We start from the raw sequence: 24094 nt of genomic DNA on the forward strand, positions 1-24094 counted from the left end.
GTCTAAGCTCCTCCACAGAAGCAGGATCGGCCCCGTCTCCACGGAGTCGCTCTCGCTCGGCCCCGATGTCGGTGGTCGGGCGTACCGTCGGAGACACCTGAACGGACCTGCTTCACCGCCTTGTCGCAGCCGGCCGGCACTGTCACTCCGACAGCCGCCAGCATGTCGCGACAGCCTGTAGGCGACACCACCACGAACACGAGAGCGAGACGGCCATGCCCAGTTCCTCCGACCGCGAGAAGTCCCTCGAGACCGCACTCGCCCAGATCGACCGCCAGTTCGGCAAGGGCGCCGTCATGCGCCTCGGAAGCGACGACCGCGCTCCCGTCGAGGTGATCCAGACCGGTTCGATCGCGCTCGACGTCGCGCTCGGGATCGGCGGGCTCCCGCGTGGCCGCATCGTCGAGATCTACGGCCCCGAGTCCTCCGGAAAGACCACCCTCACGTTGCACGCGATCGCGAACGCGCAGCGCAACGGCGGCATCGCCGCCTTCATCGACGCGGAGCACGCGCTCGACCCCGAGTACGCCAAGAAGCTCGGCGTCGACATCGACTCCCTCCTCGTGTCGCAGCCCGACACCGGAGAGCAGGCGCTCGAGATCGCCGACATGCTCGTGCGCTCGGGCTCGATCGACCTCATCGTGATCGACTCCGTCGCGGCCCTCGTGCCGCGTGCCGAGATCGAGGGCGAGATGGGCGACTCCCACGTCGGCCTGCAGGCGCGCCTCATGTCCCAGGCGCTGCGCAAGCTGACCGGCGGACTGAACACCACGAACACCACGATGATCTTCATCAACCAGCTGCGCGAGAAGATCGGCGTCTTCTTCGGAAGCCCCGAGACCACGGCGGGCGGCAAGGCGCTCAAGTTCTACGCGTCGGTCCGCCTCGACATCCGCCGCATCGAGACGCTGAAGGACGGCACCGACGCGGTCGGCAACCGCACCCGCGTCAAGGTCGTGAAGAACAAGATGGCCCCGCCCTTCAAGCAGGCCGAGTTCGACATCCTCTACGGCGTCGGCATCTCCCGCGAGGGCAGCCTGATCGACTTCGGTGTCGAGCACGAGATCGTCCGCAAGTCGGGCGCCTGGTACACCTACGACGGCGACCAGCTCGGCCAGGGCAAGGAGAAGGCGCGCCAGTTCCTCATCGACAACCCCGATGTGGCCGCCGAGATCGAGAAGCGCATCCTGGTCAAGCTCGGCGTGATCGTCGACCCCAACGCGGCCGTCGAGGCCGCGCCGGTCGCGATCGAGACCAAGCAGCCCGTGCGCAAGGGCGCCTAGCCCGTGGCGGAGAAGGCCGCGGAGGGGGCGAAGGGCCGCCCCGTGGCCTTCCTGCCCTGGGTCGACCGGGGTGCGGCGGGCGACGAGGGCTGGGCTCCGGCGGCGCCGGACGCCGACGGGGCCGGGTCGCTTCCGGATCCGTCCGGAGCCGGAACGCCGCGTACCAGTGCTCCCGGGGCGGCCGCAGGCGAGTCGGAAGGCTCCGCCGTCGGGGGCGCCGCGTCTCCGGCCTCCGAGCGGATCGCCGAGCTCTCGGCTCATGTCGCCCGGCGCGCGCCGGCGTTCGTCGAGAACGCGGAGGACGAGGACGACGACGACGCGATCGAGATCCCGGAGGAGATCGATCCCGAGCAGGTCGCGGATCGGATCGTACGGGGGCTCTCCCGCAAGAGCCTCTCGGTCGCCGAGGTCGAGGCGCGCCTCTACACGGAGGGCGTCGCCGAGAAGGACGCCCTCGAGATCCTCGAGCGCTTCACGCGCTTCGGCTACCTCGACGACCTCCGCATGGCGGAGCAGCTGGTCGTCTCGCTCCGTGACCGCAAGAAGCTCGGCCGCTCCTCCATCCAGCAGGAGCTGCGCGCGCGGAAGATCGACCCCGAGGCGATCGCGTCAGCGCTCGACGAGCTGGACGGCGACGACGAGTACCGCACGGCGCTCGAGCTCGCGCGCAAGCGCCTGCCGAGCCTGCGCTCGCTCTCCGACGAGGTCGCCGAGCGCCGGCTCACGGGATTCCTCGCGCGCCGCGGCTACGCCGGCGGACTCGTGCAGCGCGTCGTCCGCGAGACGATCCGCAAGCCGGGGTCGAGCGTCCGCTTCCGCTGACACGGCGGGCCGGGAGCGGTCCGACCGGAGCGTAGAATCCCACACCATGAGCACGCTCGGTACCGCCCCGTCGCCCGTCGCCGAGACCCGGCCGAGGACCTACGAGGTCCGTACGTTCGGGTGCCAGATGAACGTGCACGACTCCGAGCGGCTGAGCGGTTCGCTCGAGGCGGCGGGCTACGTGTCCGCCGATGGAGCCGAGGCCGACGTCGTCGTGATCAACACCTGCGCGGTGCGCGAGAACGCCGACAACAAGCTCTACGGCAACCTCGGCCACCTCGCGTCGGTGAAGCGCCGACACGAGGGGATGCAGATCGCGGTCGGCGGCTGTCTCGCGCAGAAGGACAAGAACGTCATCCTCGACCGTGCCCCGTGGGTCGACGTGGTCTTCGGCACGCACAACATGGGCGCCCTCCCGAGCCTGCTCGAGCGCGCCCGCCACAACGACGAGGCGCAGCTCGAGATCCTCGAATCGCTCGATGTCTTCCCCTCCACGCTCCCCACGAAGCGCGACTCGACCTACAGCGGCTGGGTCTCGATCTCGGTCGGCTGCAACAACACCTGCACCTTCTGCATCGTCCCCTCGCTCCGCGGCAAGGAGAAGGACCGGCGCCCCGGCGACGTGCTCGCCGAGATCCAGGCGCTCGTGGACGACGGCGCGATCGAGGTCACCCTTCTCGGCCAGAACGTGAACTCCTACGGCGTCGAGTTCGGCGATCGCCAGGCGTTCTCGAAGCTGCTCCGCGCGGCGGGCACCATCGACGGGCTCGAGCGGATCCGCTTCACGAGCCCCCATCCCGCGGCCTTCACCGACGACGTGATCGACGCCATGGCCGAGACGCCGGCGGTGATGCCGCAGCTGCACATGCCGCTCCAGTCCGGCTCCGACCGCGTCCTCAAAGCGATGCGCCGCTCCTACCGCTCCGAGAAGTTCCTCGGGATCCTCGACCGGGTGCGCGATCGCATCCCGCACGCGGCGATCAGCACCGACATCATCGTTGGCTTCCCCGGCGAGACGGAGGCCGACTTCCAGGAGACCCTGCGGGTGGTCGAGGCGGCCCGCTTCGCCTCCGCCTTCACCTTCCAGTACTCCGTCCGGCCCGGCACCCCGGCCGCGACGCTGCCCGACCAGATCCCCAAGGCGGTCGTCCAGGAGCGCTACGAGCGGCTCGTCGCCCTGCAGGACGCGATCAGCGAGCAGGAGAATCGCACGGTCGTCGGCCGAGAGGTCGAGGTCCTCGTCGCGACCGGCGAGGGCCGCCGCGACACGGAGACGCACCGGCTGAGCGGACGCGCCGAGGACAGCCGTCTGGTGCACTTCGACGTGCCCGAGGGCTCCGAGCAGCCGCGTCCCGGAGACGTGGTCTCCGTCCGGGTCACCCGTGCCGCCCCCTTCTACCTCCTGGCGGATTCGCCCGACGGCGCGCCGCTCCGCATCCGCCGCACCCGCGCGGGCGACGCCTGGGACCGGGCGCAGACCGAGTCCTGCGGAGTTCCGGCCGCCCCGGGCGCGAGCGGGGCGCCCCGGGTCTCGCTGGGCCTGCCGTTGCTGCGCGTGCGCGACGCCGGCACGCTGACGACGCCGATCTACGACGCCCTCGATGGCGAGCGCTGAGACCGGAGCCCCCGATACCGCGCCGGAGCTCATCGCGGTCGTCGGCGCGACCGGCACGGGCAAGTCCGACCTCTCGCTCGAGCTCGCCGAGGCGATCCGGCAGGACGGCGGCGCCGCTGAGATCGTGAACGCCGACGCGATGCAGCTCTACCGCGGGATGGACATCGGCACCGCGAAGCTGCCCGCCGACGAGCGTCGGGGCGTCCCGCACCACCTGCTCGACGTCCTCGACGTGACGGAGGAGGCGTCGGTTGCCCGCTACCAGAGCGAGGCGCGGCGCGTGATCGAGAGCGTGCTGGCGCGCGGGGCGACGCCGATCCTCGTCGGGGGCTCCGGTCTGTACGTCTCCAGCGTCGTCTTCGAGTTCTCGTTCGCGGGCACCGACCCGGCCGTCCGGCGCCGGCTCGAGGAGACCGCCGAGCGGGAGGGCCTGGGCGCCCTCGTCGAGCGGTTGCGCCGGATCGACGCCGGAGTGGCCGAGCGGATCGGTCCGCACAACGCCCGGCGCATCGTCCGCGCGCTCGAGATCGCGGAGCTCACCGGCGGGAGCACGCACAGCGCGCTGATGTCCGACGAGCCGGTTCGGTGGCGCCCCGCCTCGATCCTGTTCCTCGAGGCTCCGCGGGAGGAGCTGGTGCAGCGCCTCGACCGGCGGGTGGAGCGGATGTGGGCGGCCGGGATGCTCGACGAGGTCGAGCGGCTCGTCCCCCTCGGCCTGGAGCGCGGCGTCACAGCCGGGCGGGCCATCGGGTACGCCCAGGCGCTCGCCCAGCGTGCCGGCGTCCTCCGCGAGGAGGAGGCGATCGCGGCGACGCAGGCGCTCACGCGCCGCTACGCACGTCGGCAGAACAGCTGGTTCCGGCGCTACGGCGGCGCCCACCGGCTCCCGTACGACGCGCCGGACCTGGTGTCGCGGGCGCACGCCGCCGCCCAGGCCGCCGCTCCCGCTCCTCGCTAGGCTGTGCGCCATGACGATCGAGCTGCACTTCACCAAGGGCCAGGGCACCGGCAACGACTTCGTGCTCTTCAGCGACCCGGACGGTGAGGTCGACCTCTCGCCCGCGCAGATCGCGATGATCTGCGACCGCCACTTCGGCGTCGGCGCCGACGGCGTCATCCGTGCCGTCCGCTCCCGCGCGATCCCGGAGGGCGCCGCGGCTCTGGCCGAGGAGAGCGAGGCGGAGTGGTTCATGGACTACCGCAACGCCGACGGCTCGATCGCCGAGATGTGCGGCAACGGCATCCGCGTCTACGCCGCGTTCCTGCTCGCGGGCGGCCTCGCGGCGCTCGAGCCCGGCGACACCCTGCCGATCGGCACCCGCGCCGGCGTCCGCGACGTCACCCGCAGCGGTGCCGGGTTCCAGGTCGACCTCGGCCGCTGGGAGCTGGCGGGCGGCGAGCCCCTGGTGCGGGCGAAGGAGCTCAAGGTCGCGCGCCCCGGTCTCGGGATCGACCTCGGCAATCCGCACGTGGTCGTCGCCCTCAGCAACGACGAGGAGCTCGACTCCGCCGACCTCTCCTACATCCCGCAGCTCGACCCGGAGCCCGAGGACGGCGCGAACGTCGAGTTCGTGGTTCCCGGCGAGCCCCTGGTCCACGACGGGATCGGGCGGATCCGGATGCGCGTGCACGAGCGCGGCAGCGGCGAGACCCTGAGCTGCGGCACGGGTGCCGCGGCGGCGGCACTGGCGGTGCGCTACTGGGCGGGAGCGCGCGCTCCGCAGGCCTGGCGCGTGGAGGTCCCGGGCGGCACGCTCGGCGTGACGATGTTCGCGGCGGAGGAGGGCGAGCACGTCGGGCTCTCCGGCCCGGCCGACCTCGTCTTCACCGGGACGATCCGGATCGACTGAGGACCCGGTCAGGCCCGGCGGGTCGTCCGGAGCACGCGGAAGCCCTTCGCCGAGGAGACGCGCTCCACGTCGAGCCACCCGGCGAACGCGGCGCCGAGCCAGGTCTGGAGCGAGTCGGAGCCGAGGTTGCGCTGCACGACGAGCCAGGCGTCCGCGCCCTCCTCGAGCCGCGGCAGCCAGCGCTCGAGCAGGAGGTGCAGCTCCTCCTTGCCGATGCGGATCGGCGGGTTCGACCACACGGTGCGGAAGCGGACGTCGTCGGGAACATCCTCGGGCAGCACGGCGTTGACATTGAGGACGCCGAGTTCCTCGCAGTTGCGACGGACCAGCTCGAGCGCCCGCTGGTTGACGTCGACCGCCCACACCCGGGCGTCGGGGGAGGCGAGGGCGAGCGCGAGGGCGACCGGGCCCCAGCCGCAGCCGAGGTCCAGCAGGTCCCCGTCAGCGGGGGCGTCGGGCACCGCGTCCAGCAGGACGCGCGTGCCGAGATCGACGTGACCGGGGCTGAACACCCCTCCTGCCGTCGTGACCTCGAGGTCGCGGCCGGCCAGGCGGGCCTGGATCCTGCGGGGCCGGAGGTCGCCGTCGGGAGTACTCGAGAAGTAGTGCTCGGCGGCCATGAGAAGTGAACCTATCAAGACCTGAGGAGTTAGTGTTATCCGGATGACGGAAGACCTGAACGAGACCGACACGACCGAGGCCGTGGACGTCGTCTCGAGGGTCCTGGCGAACGCGCAGTCGCGTTCGGCAGGGTACTCGCGCTTCGTCGCGGGTGGAGCCCAGGCGCTGCAGAGCGCCGGCCACGAGGGCGAGAACAGCGACGGCGAGCAGTTCGACCGCGACGACCGGCAGGCGCTGCGACGCGTCGCCGGCCTCTCGACCGAGCTCGAGGACGTCACGGAGGTCGAGTACCGCCAGCTGCGCCTGGAGAACGTCGTGCTCATCGGCGTGTACTCGCAGAATTCGCTGGAGGACGCGGAGAACTCGCTGCACGAGCTCGCCGCGCTCGCGGAGACGGCGGGAGCGACGGTCCTCGACGGCCTGCTCCAGCGCCGCCCGCACCCCGATCCGAGCACCTACCTCGGCAAGGGCAAGGCCCAGGAGCTCGCGGGGCTCGTCGCGGCCCTCGGCGCGGACACGGTCGTCGCCGACACCGAGCTCGCACCGAGCCAGCGGCGTGCGCTGGAGGACGTGGTGAAGGTCAAGGTGATCGACCGCACCGCGGTGATCCTCGACATCTTCAGCCAGCACGCGAAGAGCCGCGAGGGCAAGGCGCAGGTCGAGCTCGCGCAGCTCGAGTACCTGCTCCCGCGACTGCGCGGCTGGGGCGAGTCCATGTCCCGCCAGGCTGGCGGACAGGTGGGCGCGGGAGCCGGAATGGGCTCGCGCGGTCCGGGTGAGACGAAGATCGAGCTCGATCGTCGCCGCATCCACACCCGCATGGCGCGCCTGCGCAAGCAGATCACGGCGATGAAGCCCGCCCGCGAGGCCAAGCGCGCGAACCGCAAGCGCAACGCCGTCCCCTCGGTGGCGATCGCGGGGTACACGAACGCCGGCAAGTCGAGCCTGCTGAACCGGATGACGCACGCGGGCGTCCTCGTCGAGAACTCGCTCTTCGCGACCCTCGACGCCACCGTCCGCAAGGCCCAGACGAAGGACGGGCGCCTCTACACGCTCGCCGACACGGTCGGCTTCGTCCGAGCGCTTCCGCACCAGCTCGTCGAGGCCTTCCGGTCGACGCTCGAGGAGGTCGCGGACTCCGATGTGATCGTCCACGTCGTGGACGCCTCCCACCCCGATCCGGCCGGGCAGATCGCCACCGTGCGCGACGTGATCGGCGAGGTGGGCGCCCGCAGCATCCCCGAGATCATCGCCTTCAACAAGGCCGATCTGGTGGACGAGGGCGCGCGGCTGGTGCTGCGCGGTCTCGCTCCCGACGCGGTCTTCGTGTCGGCGCGCAGCGGCGAGGGCATCGACGAGCTGGAGGCGCGGATCGCCGAGATCCTGCCCGAGCCGGACGTCGAGATCGACCTGCTCGTGCCCTACGACCGGGGCGACGTGATCTCGCATCTGCACCGCAGCGGCCGGATCCTGTCGACGCAGTACGTCGAGGGCGGCACCCACGTGGTCGCCCTCGTGCACGCCGACCTGGCGGGCTCGCTCACCGAGTTCGCGGTTCCGCGCGCGGCCGTCCAGGCCTGATCGCCACCACCCGAGCGCCCGTCTCCCCGTCCGGGAGGCGGGCGCTCGGCGCATCCGGGAGGGGGTGCGGCGTCCCGCACCATCGACCCGCTCCGGCGGCCGGAGGGTTCGGCGATCTCGTGTCGGCGGCCCTCCTCCGCCTTCCCGTGACCGCGACGGAGGGGCGCGCGCCCCGATCGCCGGTGCCCGTCGAACGCAGGAGGGGCCCGGCCGGCTGCACGCCGGTCGGGCCCCTCCTGCGTTCCCGGTGTCAGACCGAGCGGAGGACCGCCACGATCTTCCCGAGCACCTCGGCCTCGTCGCCGAGGATCGGCTCGAAGTTGGAGTTGCGGGGCAGCAGCCAGGTGTGGCCGTCGCGCTGGCGCAGCACCTTGACGGTGGCCTCGCCGTCGAGCATGGCCGCTACGATCTCGCCGTTCTCGGCGGTGCGCTGCGAGCGGACCACGACCCAGTCGCCGTCGCAGATCGCGGCGTCGATCATCGACTCGCCGACGACCTTGAGCATGAAGAGCTCGCCCTTGCCGACGAGCTGCCGGGGAAGCGGGAACACCTCGTCGATCTGCTGGTCCGCCATGATCGGCACGCCCGCCGCGATCCGGCCGACGAGGGGGACCATCGCCGCGTCGCCGACCGTCGCGGTCGACTCGAACGACCCGTCGTCCTCCGTCGAGCTGGGGACGTCGATGAGGATCTCGAGGGCGCGGGGCCGGTTCGGGTCGCGGCGCAGGTAGCCGCTGAGCTCGAGCTGGTTGAGCTGGTGGGTGACGCTCGACAGCGAGGCGAGGCCGACCGCGTCGCCGATCTCGCGCATGCTCGGCGGGTAGCCGCGGCTCGACACCGAGCGCTGGATCGCGTCGAGGATCGCGAGCTGCTTGGCGCTCAGGCTCTTCCGGCGGCGGCCTGCGGCCGCCTTCGTCTTGGCGGCCGGGGTCCCGGCCCTCTGCGCGTCGCTCACGATGCTCCCTCTTCCCGGTGCGCACGCCGCGTGCGCGCCCGCCCGGTCGCGACCCGACAAGGAATGTCGGTGGTCGCTGCTCTACTACGACCAGGCTCTCGAAACTGTATCCGCCGGAACTCACGACTCGGAACATTCGTTCGAGTGTGTCGCGCGCGAGTCCGCCCGCGGATCAGCCGGAACGGTCCCTTGACCGCTCCGTCGTTCGAAGATATGTTCGGTACAGGCGTTCGGGGCGGCCCTCCCGGCCGAGGGCCTCCCCGAATCCCTGTTGAAAGGAGCGATCCCATGACCGCACAGCTCACCTCCCGCCCGCTCCAGCGCTCGTCCGCGGCTCGGCACGTCGAGGTACTGCCGTCCGCTCCCGAGCCGATGAGCGCGTTCGGCGAAGCGCGGATCGTTCGCACCCGTCTGCGCCTCACGCGCCGCGGCCGCGCCGTGGTGGCCGCTCTGGGGGCCCTGCCGATCGTGGCGGGCGCCTTCGCCTTCGGGCTCAACGGCGGTGGAGCGGTCGCGTCGAGCGACGCCGCTGCGGTCGAGTTCCAGTACGTCACCGTTCACGCGGGCGAGTCGCTCTGGTCGCTCGCCGAGGAGCTCGCCCCGCAGGCGGACCCGCGCGACGTGGTCGACGACATCCTCTCCCTCAACCAGCTCTCGAGCGCGGGCGTCGAGCCCGGGCAGCGCCTCGCGGTCCCGGCCGAGTACGACACCGCTCGCTGAGCCGGGCTGCCCGGACGTCCGCGCCGGGTGCTTCGCTACCATTCCCTGGTGACGACTTTCGATGACCTACCCCTCCGCGACGACCTCCGAGGCAGGCACCCGTACGGTGCACCCCAGGCGGTCGTGCCCGTCGCCCTCAACGTCAACGAGAACACCCACCCGGTCCCGGACGACGTGATCGCCGACATCGTCGGGCGGGTCACGGAGGCGCTGCGCACCGTCAACCGGTACCCCGACCGCGAGTTCCGAGAGCTGCGCGACTCCCTCGCCGGCTACCTCGGTCACGGGCTCACCGCGGACGGCGTGTGGGCTGCGAACGGATCGAACGAGGTGCTCCAGCACGTCCTTCAGGCGTTCGGCGGTCCCGGGCGCTCGCTGCTGGGGTTCGCGCCCACCTATTCGATGTACTCGATCCTCGCGTCGGGGAGCGGAACGGAGTGGATCCCCGCTCCGCGCGAGGCGGAATTCGAGATCGGAGCCGAGTACGCCGCGGAGCAGGTGCGCCGGGCCCGGCCCGACATCGTCTTCCTCTGCGCTCCGAACAACCCGACCGGGACGCCGCTCGACCTCGCCGTGATCGAGGCTGTCTACGACGCGACCGACGGCATCGTCGTCGTCGACGAGGCGTACGCCGAGTTCGCCGGCAGGGGCGCGCCCACCGCGCTGAGCCTCCTCCCCGGGCGACCGCGCCTGCTCGTGTCCCGCACCATGAGCAAGGCCTTCGCCTTCGCCGGTGTCCGCCTGGGCTACCTCGCCGCCGACCCCGCGGTGATCGACGCGCTCCGCCTAGTCCGCCTCCCGTACCACCTGTCGGCCCTCACCCAGGCCGCCGCGACCGCCGCCCTCGCTCACGCCGACGAGATGCTCGCCATGGTCGGCGAGATCATCGTGCAGCGCGACCGGATGATCGACGGACTGCGCGCCCTCGGCTACCGCCCGTACACGACCGGCAGCAACTTCGTCCTCTTCGGCGGCGTCGCGGATCCGGCCGCGATGTTCGAGGGCCTGCTCGCCCACGGCGTCCTCATCCGCGACGTCGGCATCCCGAACCACCTCCGTGTCAGCGCCGGCACCGAGGAGGAGACGACCGCGTTCCTCGAGGCGCTCGCCTACATCCCCGCACCGTCGGCCGACGCCACGGTGGCGCTCTCGCGCGAGTGAGCTCCGCCCGGGGGCGGCGACGCGGCGCGAATAGACTGGGAGGCATGACCTCCCCGAGCGCCGCACCCGGGCGCACCGCCTCCCTCAGCCGTGCCACCAGCGAGTCGAGCATCGAGCTCTCCCTCGACCTCGACGGCACGGGCGTCGCCGATCTCGAGACCGGCGTGCCCTTCTTCGACCACCTGCTGACGGCGTTCGCGAAGCACTCGCTCACGGACCTGCACGTCCGGGCCCGCGGCGACATCGAGATCGACATCCACCACACCGCGGAGGACATCGGCATCGTGCTCGGCACGGCCATCCGTCAGGCGCTCGGCGACAAGGCCGGGATCTCCCGCTTCGGCGACGCGCTCGTCCCCCTCGACGAGGCGCTCGTGCAGGCCGTCGTCGACATCTCGGGGCGCCCCTACCTCGTGCACACCGGCGAGCCGGAGGGCTTCGCGCTGCACCTGATCGGCGGCCACTTCACCGGGTCGATGGTGCGCCACGTCTTCGAGGCGATCGCGTTCAACGCCGGCCTCACCGTGCACGTCACGGTGCTCGGCGGCAGGGACCCGCACCACATCGCCGAAGCGGAGTTCAAGGCGTTCGCCCGCGCCTTCCGTCAGGCCAAGGCCCTCGACCCGCTCGTCTCCGGCGTGCCGTCGACGAAGGGCGCGCTGTGAGCTCGGCCCGCCCCTCCGTCGTGGTCTACGACTACGGCTCGGGGAACGTGCACTCCGCCGTCAAGGCGCTCGAGCTCGCCGGGGCCGACGTCGAGCTGACGGGGGACCGGCAGCGGGCGCTGGAGGCGGACGGCCTCCTCGTGCCCGGCGTCGGCGCCTTCGACGCCGTGATGTCGGCGCTGACCCGCGCCCGCGGCGGCGAGATCATCGAGAAGCGCCTCGCCGGCGGGCGCCCCGTCCTGGGCATCTGCGTCGGGATGCAGGTGCTCTTCGAGCGCGGCGTCGAGCGCGGGGTCGAGAGCGAGGGCCTGGGCGAGTGGCCGGGGACGGTGGACCTCCTCCCGGCCGAGGTCGTCCCGCACATGGGCTGGAACACCGTCTCCGCTCCCGAGGGCTCGGTGCTCTTCGACGGCATCGCCGAGGAGCGCTTCTACTTCGTGCACTCCTACGGCGCCCGCGAGTGGTCGCTCGATGTCATGCCCCCGTTCCCGCGTCCCGCGGTCACCTGGGCCGATCACGGAGGCCCCTTCATCGCCGCGGTCGAGAACGGGCCGCTCTCGGCCACGCAGTTCCACCCCGAGAAGTCGGGGGCCGCCGGGCTCCGGCTGCTGGCCAATTGGCTGGGCACCCTCCGCACGAACTAGGATCGGCCGGTGGTCGGCGCCTCCAGGGGCCGGCACCGGCTCCGAGACTGAGGATGACGATGAGCGAGTTCACCAAGGCCCCGGGCCTGGTCCTCCTGCCTGCGATCGACGTGGCGGGCGGCAGGGCCGTGCGGCTCACGCAGGGCGAGGCCGGGACCGAGACCAACTACGGCGACCCGATCGACGCCGCGGGCGACTGGGCCGACCAGGGCGCGGAGTGGATCCACCTCGTCGACCTCGACGCCGCCTTCGGCCGCGGCGACAACCACGGCATCATGAAGAAGGTCATTCGGCAGGTGAAGGGCGTCAACGTCGAGCTCTCCGGCGGGATCCGCGACGACCGCAGCCTCGAGTCCGCGCTGAGCGCCGGCGCGAAGCGCATCAACCTCGGCACCGCGGCGCTCGAGAACCCCGAGTGGGCCGCGAGCGTCATCGCGCAGTACGGCGACCAGATCGCCGTCGGGCTCGACGTCCGGGGCACCACGCTCGCCGCGCGCGGCTGGACCAAGGAGGGCGGCGACCTCTGGCAGGTCCTCGACCGCCTGGAGGAGGCCGGCTGCACCCGCTACGTCGTCACCGACGTCACGAAGGACGGCACGCTCAAGGGCCCGAACCTCGAGCTCCTCGAGCAGGTCATGGCCCGCACCCACCGCCCCGTGATCGCCTCGGGCGGCATCTCGAACCTCGACGACATCGCCGCTCTGCGCGACCTCGTGCCCCAGGGGCTCGAGGGCGCGATCGTCGGCAAGGCGCTGTACGCGGGCGCGTTCACGCTCGCGGAGGCCCTGGATGTCGCATCCGAGTGAGCCCCGCCCGCTCCCGGCGCATCTGACCGACTCGGCCGGCACCCCCTGGGCGGGCCGGCACTTCGAGCCGAGCGCAGCACCGGAGGACGACGGAAGCGCCCCGGAGCCGCTGGTCGCAGCGCTCGAGTCCTTCGCCCGCGGCACTCGCGGCCCGGAGGCCGTGGTCGACGCGATACGCACGTCCCGCCTGCTCATCCCGCTGGTCGCCCGCCTCGGCGAGGAGGCCGAGGGAGTCGGGGGACTCCGGGCGGACAAGACGCAGGAGCTCGCGATCGTCACGGTCGCCGGACCCGACGGCCGCACGGTGCTCCCCGTCTTCAGCGGCGTCGAGAGCATGCGCCGGTGGGACCCGGCCGCCCGTCCCGTCCCTGTCGACGGGCGCCGCGCGGCCCTGGCGGCCGTCGCGGAGGGCACCGAGGTGATGGTCCTCGATCCCGCGTCCGAGCGGGAGTTCGCGGTCCGGCGCCCGGCCCTCTGGGCGATCGCGGAGGGCGGCGCCTGGCGGCCGGCCCCCGCCGATGCGGAGGTGCTCCTGGCTCTGCGCGCGGCTGCGGAGGGGGAACGGGCGGTCGCCTCGCTCGAGGTGCGCGCGGGAGACCCGGAGCAGCGCCTCGCGGGCCCCGAGCTCGTGGTGGTCCTGAGCCTGCGCCCGGGGCTCGATCAGGACGCGCTCGGCGCCCTCGTCGCGCGCCTGGGGGAGCGGTGGGCGGCCGACGAGACCGTCGCGCAGCGCGTCGACTCGATGACGCTGCAGCTCGCCGCCGCCCGCTGACTCCCGATCAGGTGACCGGGCCGGTCCACTTCTCGCCCGGGCCCTTGCCGATCGGGTCAGCGATCGGGGACGCCTCACGGAACGCGAGCTGGAGGGTGCGGAGGCCGTCGCGCAGGCTCCGGGCGTGCATGTCGCTGATGTCGGGCGCCCCGGCCGTGACCAGGCCCGCGAGCGCGTTGATGAGCTTGCGCGCCTCGTCGAGGTCGACCTGCGCTCCAGGCTCGTCGGCGAGTCCGCACTTGACGGCGGCCGCGCTCATCAGGTGCACGGCGGCGGTGGTGATGATCTCCACCGCCGGGACCTCCGCGATGTCGCGCGCGGCCTCCACGTCGGAGGCTCCGCCGTCCTCGCCGAATCGTCGCGTGTAGTCGTCGTCGTACTGGGCCATGGGTCCTTCGTTCGTCGTCCGTGGTGGAGGGGCGCGGCCGCCGGAGCAGAGGATCGAGGGGCGGCCGGATCCGGTCTGTCGGGCGGGCCGCCGGTCTGCTATGGTTGTCCGGGCTCCGAGGCATGTCCTCGGTTCGAAAGTGGAGATTCTCCCACCCGCGCTTGACCGCTTCACAAGGTTACCGGGTCAGAAGCACTCCGCCCCCGAGGGTCGTCAGACCACCGGAGGCAGGGCTGCGGCTCTCGAGGTCCGCCTCGGGAACCGCGTCACAGGGTGCGAGCGCCGTGCTGCAGGCACGACGTGGACGGGACGATCACCTCTCTCGGGTGCGCTGGAGAAGACTCCGGCAGCGCAGCTGCACTCACCGAGATCAGAGGAGAAACGCAATCAGCGATCCCCGTACCAACGACCGTATCCGCGTCCCCGAGGTCCGCCTCGTGGGTCCCGCAGGAGAACAGGTCGGCGTCGTCAAGATCGAGGTCGCCCTGCGACTCGCGCAGGACGCAGACCTGGACCTGGTCGAGGTCGCCCCCAACTCCAAGCCGCCCGTGGCCAAGATCATGGACTACGGGAAGTTCAAGTACGAGCAGGCTCAGAAGCTCAAGGAAGCCCGTCGCAACCAGGCGAACACGATCCTCAAGGAGGTCCGTTTCCGCCTGAAGATCGACAAGCACGACTACGAGACCAAGCGCAAGCGCGCCGAGGGCTTCCTGAAGGCCGGCGACAAGGTCAAGGCGATGATCCTCTTCCGCGGTCGCGAGCAGTCGCGCCCCGAGATGGGCGTCCGCCTGCTCCAGCGCTTCGCGGAGGACGTCGCCGAGTTCGGCCAGGTCGAGTCCACCCCGACCATCGACGGTCGCAACATGGTGATGGTCATCGGCCCGCTGAAGAACAAGTCCGAGGCGAAGGCCGAGGCCAATGCGGTCCGCGCCGCTCGTCGCGAGGCCAACACCCCCGAGGACACGGCCGAGGCCGAGTCCGTCTAGTACTTCGCCGCCCCGGCCTCGGGGCCGGTGGACGCCCCGCTCGCGGGGCACCGGTTTCGCCCCGCCGAGCGCGGAGTGACGTTCACAAGGAGAGAACATGCCCAAGATGAAGACCCACTCGGGTGCCAAGAAGCGCTTCAAGGTGACCGGCTCCGGCAAGGTCATGAAGCAGCAGGCCGGCATGCGTCACAACCTGGAGTCCAAGTCCAGCGTTCGCACGCGCCGCCTCAACCAGGACCAGGTCCTCGCCCCGCAGGACGCCAAGGTCGCCAAGAAGCTTCTCGGTCTGTAGCCCACCGCCGGCGCAGCCCGCTGCGCCGCGTGGTCGCTACTCAGCCGACACGGATCGATAGGAAGAAACAGCAATGGCAAGAGTGAAGAGGGCCGTCAACGCCCACAAGAAGCGTCGCGTCATCCTCGAGCGCGCCTCGGGCTACCGCGGCCAGCGGTCGCGCCTCTACCGCAAGGCGAAGGAGCAGGTCACCCACTCCCTCGTCTACTCGTACCGCGACCGCCGCGCCAAGAAGGGCGAGTTCCGTCGTCTCTGGATCCAGCGCATCAACGCCGCGTCCCGCGCGAACGGTCTGACCTACAACCGCTTCATCCAGGGCCTCGCCCTGGCCGGCGTCCAGGTCGACCGCCGCATCCTCGCGGACCTCGCGATCACCGAGCCGGCCACGTTCGCCTCGCTCGTCGCGACCGCGAAGAGCGCGCTGCCCGCCGACACCTCGGCGCCCAAGGCCGCAGCGTAGTCAGCACGGCTTCCCGGAGGGGGTCGCGACCGAGAGGTCGCGGCCCCCTCCGTCGTCCGCAGGCCCTTCCGCGCCGTGTCTGCGGGGGCGGCGATCACCGCGCCGATAGGCTCGCCGCATGCTCGACAACCCCCGCTCTCCCCGTGTCCGCTCCGTGGCGAAGCTCACCCGCCGCCCGGCCCGGCTCGAGACGGGGCTCTTCCTCCTCGAGGGCCCGCAGGCACTCTCCGAGGCGCTGCAGTACCGCCCGGAGCTGATCGTCGAGTCGTTCGCGACTCCGACCGCTCTGGAGCGCCACCCCGAGATCGTCGCCGCCGCCGCCGCGGCGGAGGTGGAGATCGAGTACGTGACCGAGGACGTCCTCGACGCGATGGCCGACACCGTCACTCCGCAGGGCTTCGTCGCGGTCTGCCGTCAGTTCCCCACGTCGCTCAAGGACGTCGTCGCCTCCGAGCCGCGTCTCGTGGCGGTGCTCGAGGAGGTCCGCGATCCGGGCAACCTCGGCACGATCATCCGTGCCGCCGACGCCGCCGGCGCTGACGCGGTCGTGCTGTCCGGCCGCTCGGTCGACCTCTACAATCCCAAGGTCGTGCGCTCCACGACCGGCTCGCTCTTCCACCTCCCGGTCGCGGTCGGCGCCGACCTCGCCGACGTGCTGGGCCGGCTCCGCGGCGTGGGCCTCCGCTCCGTCGCGGCCGACGTGAAGGGGGAGGACCTGCTCGACGTCCGCGCACGCGGGGACCTCGCCCAGCCGACCGTCTGGGTCTTCGGCAACGAAGCGCGCGGCCTCGAGGACGAGTCGCTCGCCCTCGTCGACGGCGTGGTCGCGGTGCCCATCTACGGGGCGGCGGAGTCGCTCAACCTCGCGACCGCGGCCTCCGTCTGCCTGTACGAGAGCGCCTTCGCGCTGCGTTCCTGAGAGGAACCGGGCCGAGGGTGCTGCGAACCTGGAGAACAGGGTGCGTTGTTACCCTTCGGTTAAGAATTCCCTCATGATTTGACCGGCCCATCCCCGTGTGCTTCTCTGACGGCATGGTCACAGCCCCGCAAGACGAGCGCGCCGCCGCTCCCGCCGGTGAACCCCTCGTCGTCCTCTCCGGGGTGCAGAAGCACTACGGCGACTTCCAGGCTCTGAAGGACATCGATCTGACGGTGCACCGGGGCGAGGTCGTCGTGGTCCTCGGCCCCTCCGGATCCGGCAAGTCGACGCTCTGCCGCACGGTCAACCGGCTCGAGACGATCTCGGGCGGCACCATCACCATCGACGGGCAGAAGCTCCCGGAGGAGGGCAAGGGCCTCGCCGCGCTCCGCGCCGACGTCGGGATGGTCTTCCAGTCGTTCAACCTCTTCGCGCACAAGACGATCCTCGAGAACGTCACCCTCGGCCCGATCAAGGTCCGCGGGCTCTCCCGCAAGGACGCGGAGGCCCAGGCCACGGCGCTGCTCGACCGGGTAGGCGTCGGCCACCAGGCCGCCAAGACCCCGGCCCAGCTCTCCGGCGGGCAGCAGCAGCGCGTCGCGATCGCGCGGGCGCTGGCGATGAAGCCCAAGGTGATGCTCTTCGACGAGCCGACCTCGGCGCTCGATCCCGAGATGATCAACGAGGTCCTGGACGTGATGGTCGGGCTCGCCAAGGACGGGATGACGATGATCGTCGTCACCCACGAGATGGGATTCGCCCGGAAGGCCGCCGACCGCGTCGTGTTCATGGCCGACGGCGAGATCCTCGAGGACACCGACCCGGAGTCGTTCTTCACCGCGCCCCGCACCGACCGGGCCAAGGACTTCCTCTCCAAGCTCATCACGCACTAGAAGCGCGATCAGCAGCCACCAGGCAGGTCGGACCCGTGACCCGGGAGCCGACCCGACATCGCCCGCTCCGGCGGGCCGAACCCCAGGAAGGACGATCATGCGCACCAGGCTCATGTTCATGACCGCGGGACTCGCAGTAGCGACCCTCGCCCTCGCCGGCTGCTCCGGCGACTCCGGAACCGCCGGCGGCGGCGCCGGTGGAGGCTCCGAGGGAGGGACCTCCGCGTACAAGGTCGCCTCCGACGTCACTCTCGAGGGCAGCCCGACCTTCGACGCGATGACCGCGGACGGCAAGGTCGTCATCGGCGTCAAGGAGGACCAGCCCGGGCTGGGCTACCTCGACGCGGCGACCGGCGAGCGCTCCGGCTTCGACATCGAGATCGCCAAGTGGACCGCCGCCTCGCTCGGCTTCGCGGCCGACGCCATCGAGTTCCAGGCGATCCCGTCGGCCAACCGCGAGGCGTCGATCGTGAACGGCGACATCGACTACTACGTCGGCACCTACTCGATCACCGACAAGCGCAAGGAGCAGGTCGGCTTCGCCGGACCCTACTTCGAGACCGGCCAGCAGCTGCTCGTCGCGGCCGACAACGACACGATCACCGGACCGGACGACCTCACCGCCGACACCACCGTGTGCTCGGCCACCGGCTCCACCCCGATCCAGAACATCCGCACCAACTACCCCGAGGTGAAGACCGAGGAGTTCGACACGTACTCGCAGTGCGTGGACGCCCTCTCCGACGGCACCGTCGACGCCGTCACCACCGACGGCGCGATCCTGATCGGTTACGCCGCTCAGAAGCCCGACGAGCTCAAGGTCGTCGGAGAGCCCTTCAGCACCGAGCTCTACGGCATCGGCCTGCCGAAGGACGACGACGCCCTGCGCCACTTCGTCAACGGCATGCTGACCGACGGCGGCGAGACCTGGAGCGCCATCTACGACGAGACGCTCGGCCAGTCCGGCACGACCGTCACCCAGCCGGCGGTGAACGACTACTAGGAGGCGCCCCGGGCGGCCCGACCGCCGCCCGGGGGTCCCCTCTCCTCGACCACCACCACCGCTCCGACAGAAGGGCCAGCCGCATGGATGTCCTGTTGAACAACCTCGACGTCTACGTCCCGGCCTTCGGCAACACCCTGATCCTCTTCAGCGTCTCGCTCGTGTTCGCCCTGCTGATCGGCACGGTGGTCGGCGCGATGCGCGTCTCGCCCGTCCCGATCGCCCGCGCGGTCGGCACGGTGTACGTGAACACCATCCGGAACACCCCGCTCACGCTGGTGATGTTCTTCTTCGCCTTCGGCTACCCCAAGCTCGACCTGCCGCAGGTGGACTACACGAACCTGGCGATCTGCGCCCTCAGCCTCTACACCGCGACCTACGTCGCGGAGGTGCTGCGCTCGGGCATCAACACCGTGCCGATCGGCCAGGCCGAGGCGGCCCGCGCGATCGGCCTCGACTTCGGCCTCACGATGACGCAGGTCGTCCTGCCCCAGGCCTTCCGCTCCGTGATCCCGCCGCTCATGAGCGTCCTGATCGCGCTGCTGAAGAACACCACCGTCGCCGCCGGCTTCTCGGTCGCGGAGGCGGGCACCATCGTCCGCGTCCTCAACGAGCGCGGCGAGAACAGCCTCATCGTCGTCCTCTGGGTGGCCCTGGTCTTCGTGGTCCTGGTCACCCTGCTCTCGCTCGTCCAACGTCAGCTCGAGAAGAAGTGGAGGGTCGCCCGATGAGCTCCGTCCTCTTCGACAACCCCGGCCCCCGGGCCGTCGTGCGCAACCGCGTCATCGGCGTCGTCGTCGTCCTGCTGATCGCGGCGTTCCTCGGCTTCGTGGTCTGGCGCTTCGCGGAGTCCGGCCAGTTCGACGCCTCCAAGTGGCGCGCGTTCGGCTACCCGCTGGTCTGGCAGAGCATCGGCGGCGCCCTCGGCCGCACGCTCGCGGCCTTCGCCACGGCGGGCGTCGCCAGCCTCGTCCTCGGCCTCCTCCTGGCGATCGGCCGGCTCTCGGACCGGCGCTGGATCAACGTCCCCGTCACGCTCTTCATCGAGCTGTTCCGGGCGATCCCCGTCCTGATCCTGATGATGCTGATGTACTACGGCCTGCCGTTCGCGGGCCTCAAGCTCAGCCCCTACCTCGCCGTCGTCATCGCCCTGACCCTCTACAACGGCTCCGTCTTCTCCGAGATCTTCCGCGCCGGCATCGAAGCCCTCCCGCGAGGACAGAAAGAGGCGGGCTACGCGATCGGCCTGCGCAAGTCCGGCGTGATGCGACTCATCCTGTTCCCCCAGGCGATCCGCTCGATGCTGCCCGTGATCATCGCCCAGCTCGTCGTCGCCCTCAAGGACACGGCGCTCGGCTCGATCATCACCTACAACGAGCTGCTGTACTACGCGCGCTACCTGGGCAACCAGTCGAGCCTCGACAGCCCGATCATCCCGGCGGCGATCGTCATCGGAGCGATCTACATCGGCATCTGCCTCCTCCTCTCGGGGCTGGCGAAGTGGATCGAGATCCGCACCAAGAGCGGCGGACGCGGCGGCCGCACCATCGGCGGCCACCCCGCAGCCCGCGCGCAGACGGACACGCAGCTGATCGCTGTGCAGGATTGAACTGTGAGGATCGCCCGAGGGCGATCCTCACCGCGGTCGGCTTCCCGACGGGTCGGGTTCCGCAGAGCGTCCTGCGTCCGGCTAGGAGGAATCGCTCGCACGCGATTCCTCCGTTCGCCTCGAGGGTCCGGCGATCGCTCAGCGCATCGAGCGGTGGTGCTCCGCTCCGGCGTCGTCGACGCGGAGGCGGTGGTGATCGGGGAGTCGCGATCGGTCCGGGCGTCTTCCCGTCCGGCGGCGCCCAGCTTCCTGCCGGTCGAGCAGCCTCCGACCCCGGCGTAGCGAGAACCCGCCCCTGCTGGTCGAGCAACGCCGGTGGCGGGGCTTCGAGAGCCGTCGGCGCAGACGGGGGCCTGGCCGCGGGCGAGCGCGACGAGCACCGCGCGCGGGCGGCGGGAGGGGGCGGAGGCCCTCGCCTACACTGGGGGATCGTGTCAGACAGCAACCCGATCACCGACGAGGCCGTCTTCGCGGCGGTCGCCGACGCCCTCGCCGCCATCGGCGCGGCGGGCGACTCCGCCGCTCTGAAGTCCGCCCGAGCCGCCCACCTCGGCGAGGGGTCCGCCCTCGCCCGCCTCAACGCGCAGATGCGCTCCGTCCCGCCTGAGCACAAGGCGGCGTCCGGCAAGCTCGTCGGCGGTGCCCGCAAGCAGGTGGGCGACGCCTACGCCGCCCGCGAGGCCGAGCTCGTCGAGGCCGAGGACGCGGCCGCGCTCGAGGCCGAGCGCGTGGACGTCACCGCCGGTGCCAGCTTCGTGCGCCGCGGCGCCCGCCACCCCCTCTCTCTGCTCCAGGAGTCGATCGCCGACGTGTTCGTCGGGATGGGCTGGGAGATCGCGGAGGGGCCGGAGCTCGAGAACGAGTGGTTCAACTTCGACGCCCTGAACTTCGACGAGGACCACCCGGCCCGCGCCATGCAGGACACCTTCTTCGTCGACCCCGTCGACTCGCACCTGGTGCTGCGAACGCACACCTCGCCGGTGCAGATCCGCTCGATGCTCGAGCGCCCGCTGCCGCTGTACGTGATCGCTCCGGGCCGGGTGTACCGCACCGACGAGCTCGACGCGACGCACACGCCCGTGTTCACGCAGTTCGAGGGCCTCGCCGTCGACCGCGGCCTGACCATGGCGCACCTGCGCGGCACCCTCGAGCACGTCGCGCGGATCCTCTTCGGCGACGACGCGCGCATCCGCCTGAGGCCGAACTACTTCCCCTTCACCGAGCCCAGCGCCGAGCTGGACGTCTGGCACCCGACCTTCGTCGGTGGTGCCCGCTGGATCGAGTGGGGCGGCTGCGGCATGGTCAATCCGAACGTGCTGCGCGCGGCCGGGATCGACCCGGAGGAGTACTCCGGGTTCGCCTTCGGCATGGGGATCGAGCGGACCCTGATGTTCCGCAACGACGTGAAGGACATGCGCGACATGGTCGAGGGCGACGTCCGCTTCAGCGAGCAGTACGGGATGGTGATCTGATGCGCATCCCGCTGAGCTGGCTGGGGGAGTACGTGGACCTCGAGCAGGACGTCACGACGGAGTCCGTGCACGCGGCCCTGGTGTCGGTCGGCCTGGAGGAGGAGGACGTCCACCGGTTCGAGGTGACCGGGCCCGTCGTCGTCGGCGAGGTGCTCGACCTCGCTCCGGAGCCGCAGAAGAACGGCAAGACCATCAACTGGTGCCACGTCCGCGTGGCCCCGGAGGGCGGGCGGGCCGCCGACGGCGGAGAGGACGTCCGCGGCATCGTCTGCGGAGCCCACAACTTCGCGGCCGGCGACAAGGTCGTCGTGTCCCTGCCGGGTGCGGTCCTGCCCGGGCCGTTCCCGATCTCCGCGCGGAAGACCTACGGGCACGTGTCCGACGGGATGATCGCCTCGAGCCGCGAGCTCGGCCTCGGGGACGACCACGAGGGCATCCTCCGCCTCGCCTCGCTCGGGCTCGACCCGGAGCCGGGCACGGACGCCGTCGCGCTCCTCGGTCTCGACGACGCCGCGGTCGAGGTCAACGTGACGCCCGACCGCGGCTACGCCTTCTCGATCCGCGGCATCGCCCGCGAGTACGCCCACGCCACCGGAGCCGCCTTCCGCGACCCCGCTCGGGCGCTCCCTCCGCACGAGCGCACGGAGACGGCCCCCGTCTTCCCCGTGTCCGTGGCCGACGAGGCGCCGATCCGCGGCCGTGTCGGCGCCTCCGTGTTCGTCACGCGCGTCGTCCGGGGCGTCGACGTCTCACGACCGACGCCGCCGTGGATGCTCGCGCGACTGCGACTGGCCGGCGTCCGCTCGATCTCGCTCGTCGTGGACATCACCAACTACGTGATGTTCGAGCTGGGCCAGCCGCTGCACGGCTACGATCTGGCGACCCTGCAGGGCGGCATCGTGGTGCGCCGCGCCGCACCGGGGGAGACCCTCGAGACGCTCGACGGCCAGACCCGGCGCCTGCACGCGGAGGACCTCGTCATCGCCGACGACGGCGGGGCGATCGGCCTCGCCGGAGTGATGGGGGGCGCGCGCACCGAGATCTCGGACGCCACATCCGACGTCCTGCTCGAGGCGGCGAACTTCGACCCGGTCTCGATCGCCCGGACGGCTCGCCGGCACAAGCTGCCGAGCGAGGCGTCGCGGCGCTTCGAGCGCGGCGTCGACCCCGAGGTGGCCTCGGTCGCCGCGGCCCGCGCGGTGCAGCTGCTGGTGGAGCTCGCCGGCGGCACGGCGGACGAGCTCGGCTCGGTCCTGGCCGACCCGCGCACGGCGGAGCCGGTCGAGCTGCCGGACGGCTACGTCGCAGGCCTCATCGGGGTGGAGTACACCCCGGCGGAGATCCGCGGCGCGCTCGTCGAGATCGGCGCTTCCGTCGAGGCCGGCGGAGCGGGCCTGCTGGTGACTCCGCCGAGCTGGCGCCCGGACCTCGTCGACCGCGCCTCGCTCGCGGAGGAGGTCGCCCGCATCACCGGGTACGACCGCATCCCGGCGATCCTGCCCGTCGCGCCTCCCGGCCGCGGTCTGACCCCGGGCCAGAGGCTGCGCCGCACCCTCGCCCAGGCGCTCGCCGCCGCGGGTCTGACCGAGGTGCTCTCGTACCCGTTCCTCTCGCGCTCGATCAACGACCGGCTCGGCTCGGTCGACGGGGAGCCGCAGGAGCAGATCACGCTCGCGAACCCGCTCGACGCGACCGCGGGCCAGCTGCGGATCTCGCTGCTGCCGGGTCTCGTGCAGGTCGCGGCCCGCAACCGCTCGCGCGGCCTGACGGATCTCGCGGTCTACGAGCTCGGCTCCGTCTTCCTCCCGGCCGCCGGCGGCCCGTTCGGCTCCGGGGCGCTCCCTGCGGGCGGGGCGCGTCCGTCCGCGGAGGTCGAGGCCGAGCTGAACGCGGGCATCCCACCGCAGCCGCGGCACCTCGCGGCGCTGCTCACGGGTGCCGCCGTCGTGCGCCAGCCCGGTGTCGCCGGCCGTGACGTCGACTGGCGCGACGCCCTCGACGTGGTCCGCGAGGTCTCCGCGGCGACCGGCACCGAGCTGGTGCTGCGCCAGGGGGCCCACGCCGCGCTGCACCCGGGCCGCACCGCCGAGGTCGTTCTCGACGGCGCGGTCATCGGGCACGCGGGGGAGCTGCTCCCGGCGCTCGCCGAGGAGCTCGACCTGCCGCGCCGCGTCGCCGTGGTCGAGCTCGACCTGGAGCCGCTGCTCGCGCGGGCCGGGAGGGTCGTCGTGGCCCGCCCGGTGGGCGCGCTGCCCGCCGCGACCCAGGACCTCTCGCTCGTCGTGCCGGTCGGCACCGCGGCGGCTGACGTGCGTGCCGCCGTCGCCGAGGGGGCGGGCGAGCTGCTCGAGGCGATCCGCCTGGTCGACGACTACCGCGGCACCGGGCTCGCCGAGGGGACGAAGTCGCTGACCTTCGCGCTGCGCTTCCGCGCGCCGGACCGCACGCTCACCGCGGCCGAGGCGACGGCCGCGAAAGAGAACGGCGTGGCCGTGGCGGCGGAGCGCTTCGGCGCCCGACTCCGCGAGTGAGGCCGGGGGTCCCGTCCGGTTCGGCCGGGCGGGGCCCCGCACCCGC

At 71.8% G+C, this 24094-nt stretch carries 25 protein-coding genes; 22 read left to right on the forward strand and 3 right to left on the reverse strand.

Annotated features, from left to right (window positions below):
* The first annotated feature begins 215 nt into the window (after positions 1-215).
* The 5 genes from recA to dapF are packed head-to-tail and all read left to right on the forward strand — an operon-like array spanning position 216 to position 5570.
* Positions 216-1283: a recombinase RecA gene (gene recA, locus C5C63_RS11620; protein ID WP_104224475.1), complete on the forward strand. Its 1068-nt coding sequence runs from the start codon at positions 216-218 to the stop codon at positions 1281-1283.
* A 42-nt stretch (positions 1284-1325) separates the two neighbouring features.
* Positions 1326-2105 carry a regulatory protein RecX gene (locus tag C5C63_RS11625; protein ID WP_181110609.1) on the forward strand — a complete coding sequence of 260 codons (780 nt, stop codon included), beginning with the start codon at positions 1326-1328 and terminating at the stop codon, positions 2103-2105.
* 46 nt (positions 2106-2151) lie between these two features.
* Positions 2152-3720: a tRNA (N6-isopentenyl adenosine(37)-C2)-methylthiotransferase MiaB gene (gene miaB, locus C5C63_RS11630; protein ID WP_104326090.1), complete on the forward strand. Its 1569-nt coding sequence runs from the start codon at positions 2152-2154 to the stop codon at positions 3718-3720.
* Positions 3707-4678, forward strand: coding sequence for a tRNA (adenosine(37)-N6)-dimethylallyltransferase MiaA (miaA, locus tag C5C63_RS11635; RefSeq protein WP_104292050.1), 972 nt, complete (start codon positions 3707-3709; stop codon positions 4676-4678). Before miaB ends, miaA begins: the two co-directional genes overlap by 14 nt.
* A gap of 10 nt (positions 4679-4688) precedes the next feature.
* Entirely contained in the window at positions 4689-5570 is an 882-nt protein-coding gene (gene dapF / locus C5C63_RS11640; protein WP_104226308.1) for a diaminopimelate epimerase, read from the forward strand.
* A gap of 8 nt (positions 5571-5578) precedes the next feature.
* Here the strand turns inward: dapF and C5C63_RS11645 are convergent, their stop codons facing one another.
* Positions 5579-6190, reverse strand: coding sequence for a class I SAM-dependent methyltransferase (locus C5C63_RS11645; protein WP_104233274.1), 612 nt, complete (start codon positions 6188-6190; stop codon positions 5579-5581).
* Between the two features lie 43 nt (positions 6191-6233).
* On the opposite strand from C5C63_RS11645, the gene hflX reads away from it, so the two are divergent.
* On the forward strand, positions 6234-7772 hold the full coding sequence (hflX, locus tag C5C63_RS11650) for a GTPase HflX (protein WP_104326091.1): 1539 nt from the start codon (positions 6234-6236) through the stop codon (positions 7770-7772).
* 250 nt (positions 7773-8022) lie between these two features.
* On the opposite strand, the gene lexA is transcribed toward hflX, so the two are convergent.
* Positions 8023-8727 carry a transcriptional repressor LexA gene (gene lexA, locus C5C63_RS11655; RefSeq protein WP_104224482.1) on the reverse strand — a complete coding sequence of 235 codons (705 nt, stop codon included), beginning with the start codon at positions 8725-8727 and terminating at the stop codon, positions 8023-8025.
* 288 nt (positions 8728-9015) lie between these two features.
* Between lexA and C5C63_RS11660 the strand changes: the two genes are divergently transcribed.
* The 6 genes from C5C63_RS11660 to C5C63_RS11685 are packed head-to-tail and all read left to right on the forward strand — an operon-like array spanning position 9016 to position 13495.
* Positions 9016-9447, forward strand: a complete 432-nt coding sequence (locus C5C63_RS11660; RefSeq protein WP_308471249.1) for a LysM peptidoglycan-binding domain-containing protein — start codon at positions 9016-9018, stop codon at positions 9445-9447.
* A gap of 48 nt (positions 9448-9495) precedes the next feature.
* Entirely contained in the window at positions 9496-10608 is a 1113-nt protein-coding gene (locus C5C63_RS11665; protein WP_181068346.1) for a histidinol-phosphate transaminase, read from the forward strand.
* Positions 10609-10652: 44 nt separating this feature from the next.
* A complete protein-coding gene (gene hisB, locus C5C63_RS11670; RefSeq protein WP_104233277.1) occupies positions 10653-11273 on the forward strand; it encodes an imidazoleglycerol-phosphate dehydratase HisB in 621 nt (206 codons plus the stop codon).
* On the forward strand, positions 11270-11917 hold the full coding sequence (hisH, locus tag C5C63_RS11675; RefSeq protein WP_104224485.1) for an imidazole glycerol phosphate synthase subunit HisH: 648 nt from the start codon (positions 11270-11272) through the stop codon (positions 11915-11917). Before hisB ends, hisH begins: the two co-directional genes overlap by 4 nt.
* A 59-nt stretch (positions 11918-11976) precedes the next feature.
* Positions 11977-12723: a bifunctional 1-(5-phosphoribosyl)-5-((5-phosphoribosylamino)methylideneamino)imidazole-4-carboxamide isomerase/phosphoribosylanthranilate isomerase PriA gene (gene priA / locus C5C63_RS11680; RefSeq protein WP_104224506.1), complete on the forward strand. Its 747-nt coding sequence runs from the start codon at positions 11977-11979 to the stop codon at positions 12721-12723.
* On the forward strand, positions 12707-13495 hold the full coding sequence (locus C5C63_RS11685) for an SseB family protein (RefSeq protein WP_104292051.1): 789 nt from the start codon (positions 12707-12709) through the stop codon (positions 13493-13495). The genes priA and C5C63_RS11685 overlap by 17 nt, the downstream gene beginning before the upstream one ends.
* 7 nt (positions 13496-13502) lie before the next feature.
* Here the strand turns inward: C5C63_RS11685 and C5C63_RS11690 are convergent, their stop codons facing one another.
* Positions 13503-13883, reverse strand: coding sequence for a DUF1844 domain-containing protein (locus C5C63_RS11690; protein ID WP_104313470.1), 381 nt, complete (start codon positions 13881-13883; stop codon positions 13503-13505).
* 437 nt (positions 13884-14320) lie between these two features.
* Between C5C63_RS11690 and infC the strand changes: the two genes are divergently transcribed.
* The 10 genes from infC to pheT all read left to right on the forward strand — a co-directional run bounded on the left by infC (position 14321) and on the right by pheT (position 24048).
* Positions 14321-14869: a translation initiation factor IF-3 gene (gene infC / locus C5C63_RS11695; RefSeq protein ID WP_374952931.1), complete on the forward strand. Its 549-nt coding sequence runs from the start codon at positions 14321-14323 to the stop codon at positions 14867-14869.
* 97 nt (positions 14870-14966) lie between these two features.
* Positions 14967-15161, forward strand: a complete 195-nt coding sequence (gene rpmI, locus C5C63_RS11700; protein ID WP_055793295.1) for a 50S ribosomal protein L35 — start codon at positions 14967-14969, stop codon at positions 15159-15161.
* A 73-nt stretch (positions 15162-15234) separates the two neighbouring features.
* Complete coding sequence (gene rplT, locus C5C63_RS11705; protein ID WP_104224487.1) at positions 15235-15621, forward strand: 50S ribosomal protein L20; 387 nt, start codon at positions 15235-15237, stop codon at positions 15619-15621.
* A 118-nt stretch (positions 15622-15739) separates the two neighbouring features.
* Positions 15740-16540, forward strand: coding sequence for an RNA methyltransferase (locus tag C5C63_RS11710; protein WP_104292052.1), 801 nt, complete (start codon positions 15740-15742; stop codon positions 16538-16540).
* 113 nt (positions 16541-16653) lie between these two features.
* Positions 16654-17433, forward strand: a complete 780-nt coding sequence (locus tag C5C63_RS11715; protein ID WP_104224489.1) for an amino acid ABC transporter ATP-binding protein — start codon at positions 16654-16656, stop codon at positions 17431-17433.
* 97 nt (positions 17434-17530) lie between these two features.
* Positions 17531-18436: a glutamate ABC transporter substrate-binding protein gene (locus tag C5C63_RS11720; protein WP_181068347.1), complete on the forward strand. Its 906-nt coding sequence runs from the start codon at positions 17531-17533 to the stop codon at positions 18434-18436.
* 83 nt (positions 18437-18519) lie between these two features.
* Entirely contained in the window at positions 18520-19167 is a 648-nt protein-coding gene (locus tag C5C63_RS11725; RefSeq protein ID WP_104224491.1) for an amino acid ABC transporter permease, read from the forward strand.
* Positions 19164-20045 carry an amino acid ABC transporter permease gene (locus C5C63_RS11730; RefSeq protein WP_104224492.1) on the forward strand — a complete coding sequence of 294 codons (882 nt, stop codon included), beginning with the start codon at positions 19164-19166 and terminating at the stop codon, positions 20043-20045. The genes C5C63_RS11725 and C5C63_RS11730 overlap by 4 nt, the downstream gene beginning before the upstream one ends.
* A gap of 431 nt (positions 20046-20476) precedes the next feature.
* Positions 20477-21517 carry a phenylalanine--tRNA ligase subunit alpha gene (gene pheS, locus C5C63_RS11735; protein WP_104292054.1) on the forward strand — a complete coding sequence of 347 codons (1041 nt, stop codon included), beginning with the start codon at positions 20477-20479 and terminating at the stop codon, positions 21515-21517.
* On the forward strand, positions 21517-24048 hold the full coding sequence (gene pheT / locus C5C63_RS11740) for a phenylalanine--tRNA ligase subunit beta (protein ID WP_104292055.1): 2532 nt from the start codon (positions 21517-21519) through the stop codon (positions 24046-24048). The genes pheS and pheT overlap by 1 nt, the downstream gene beginning before the upstream one ends.
* The last annotated feature ends 46 nt before the right edge of the window (positions 24049-24094 follow it).

This window comes from Rathayibacter sp. AY1B8, from assembly GCF_002932775.1.
GTDB lineage: Bacteria > Actinomycetota > Actinomycetes > Actinomycetales > Microbacteriaceae > Rathayibacter.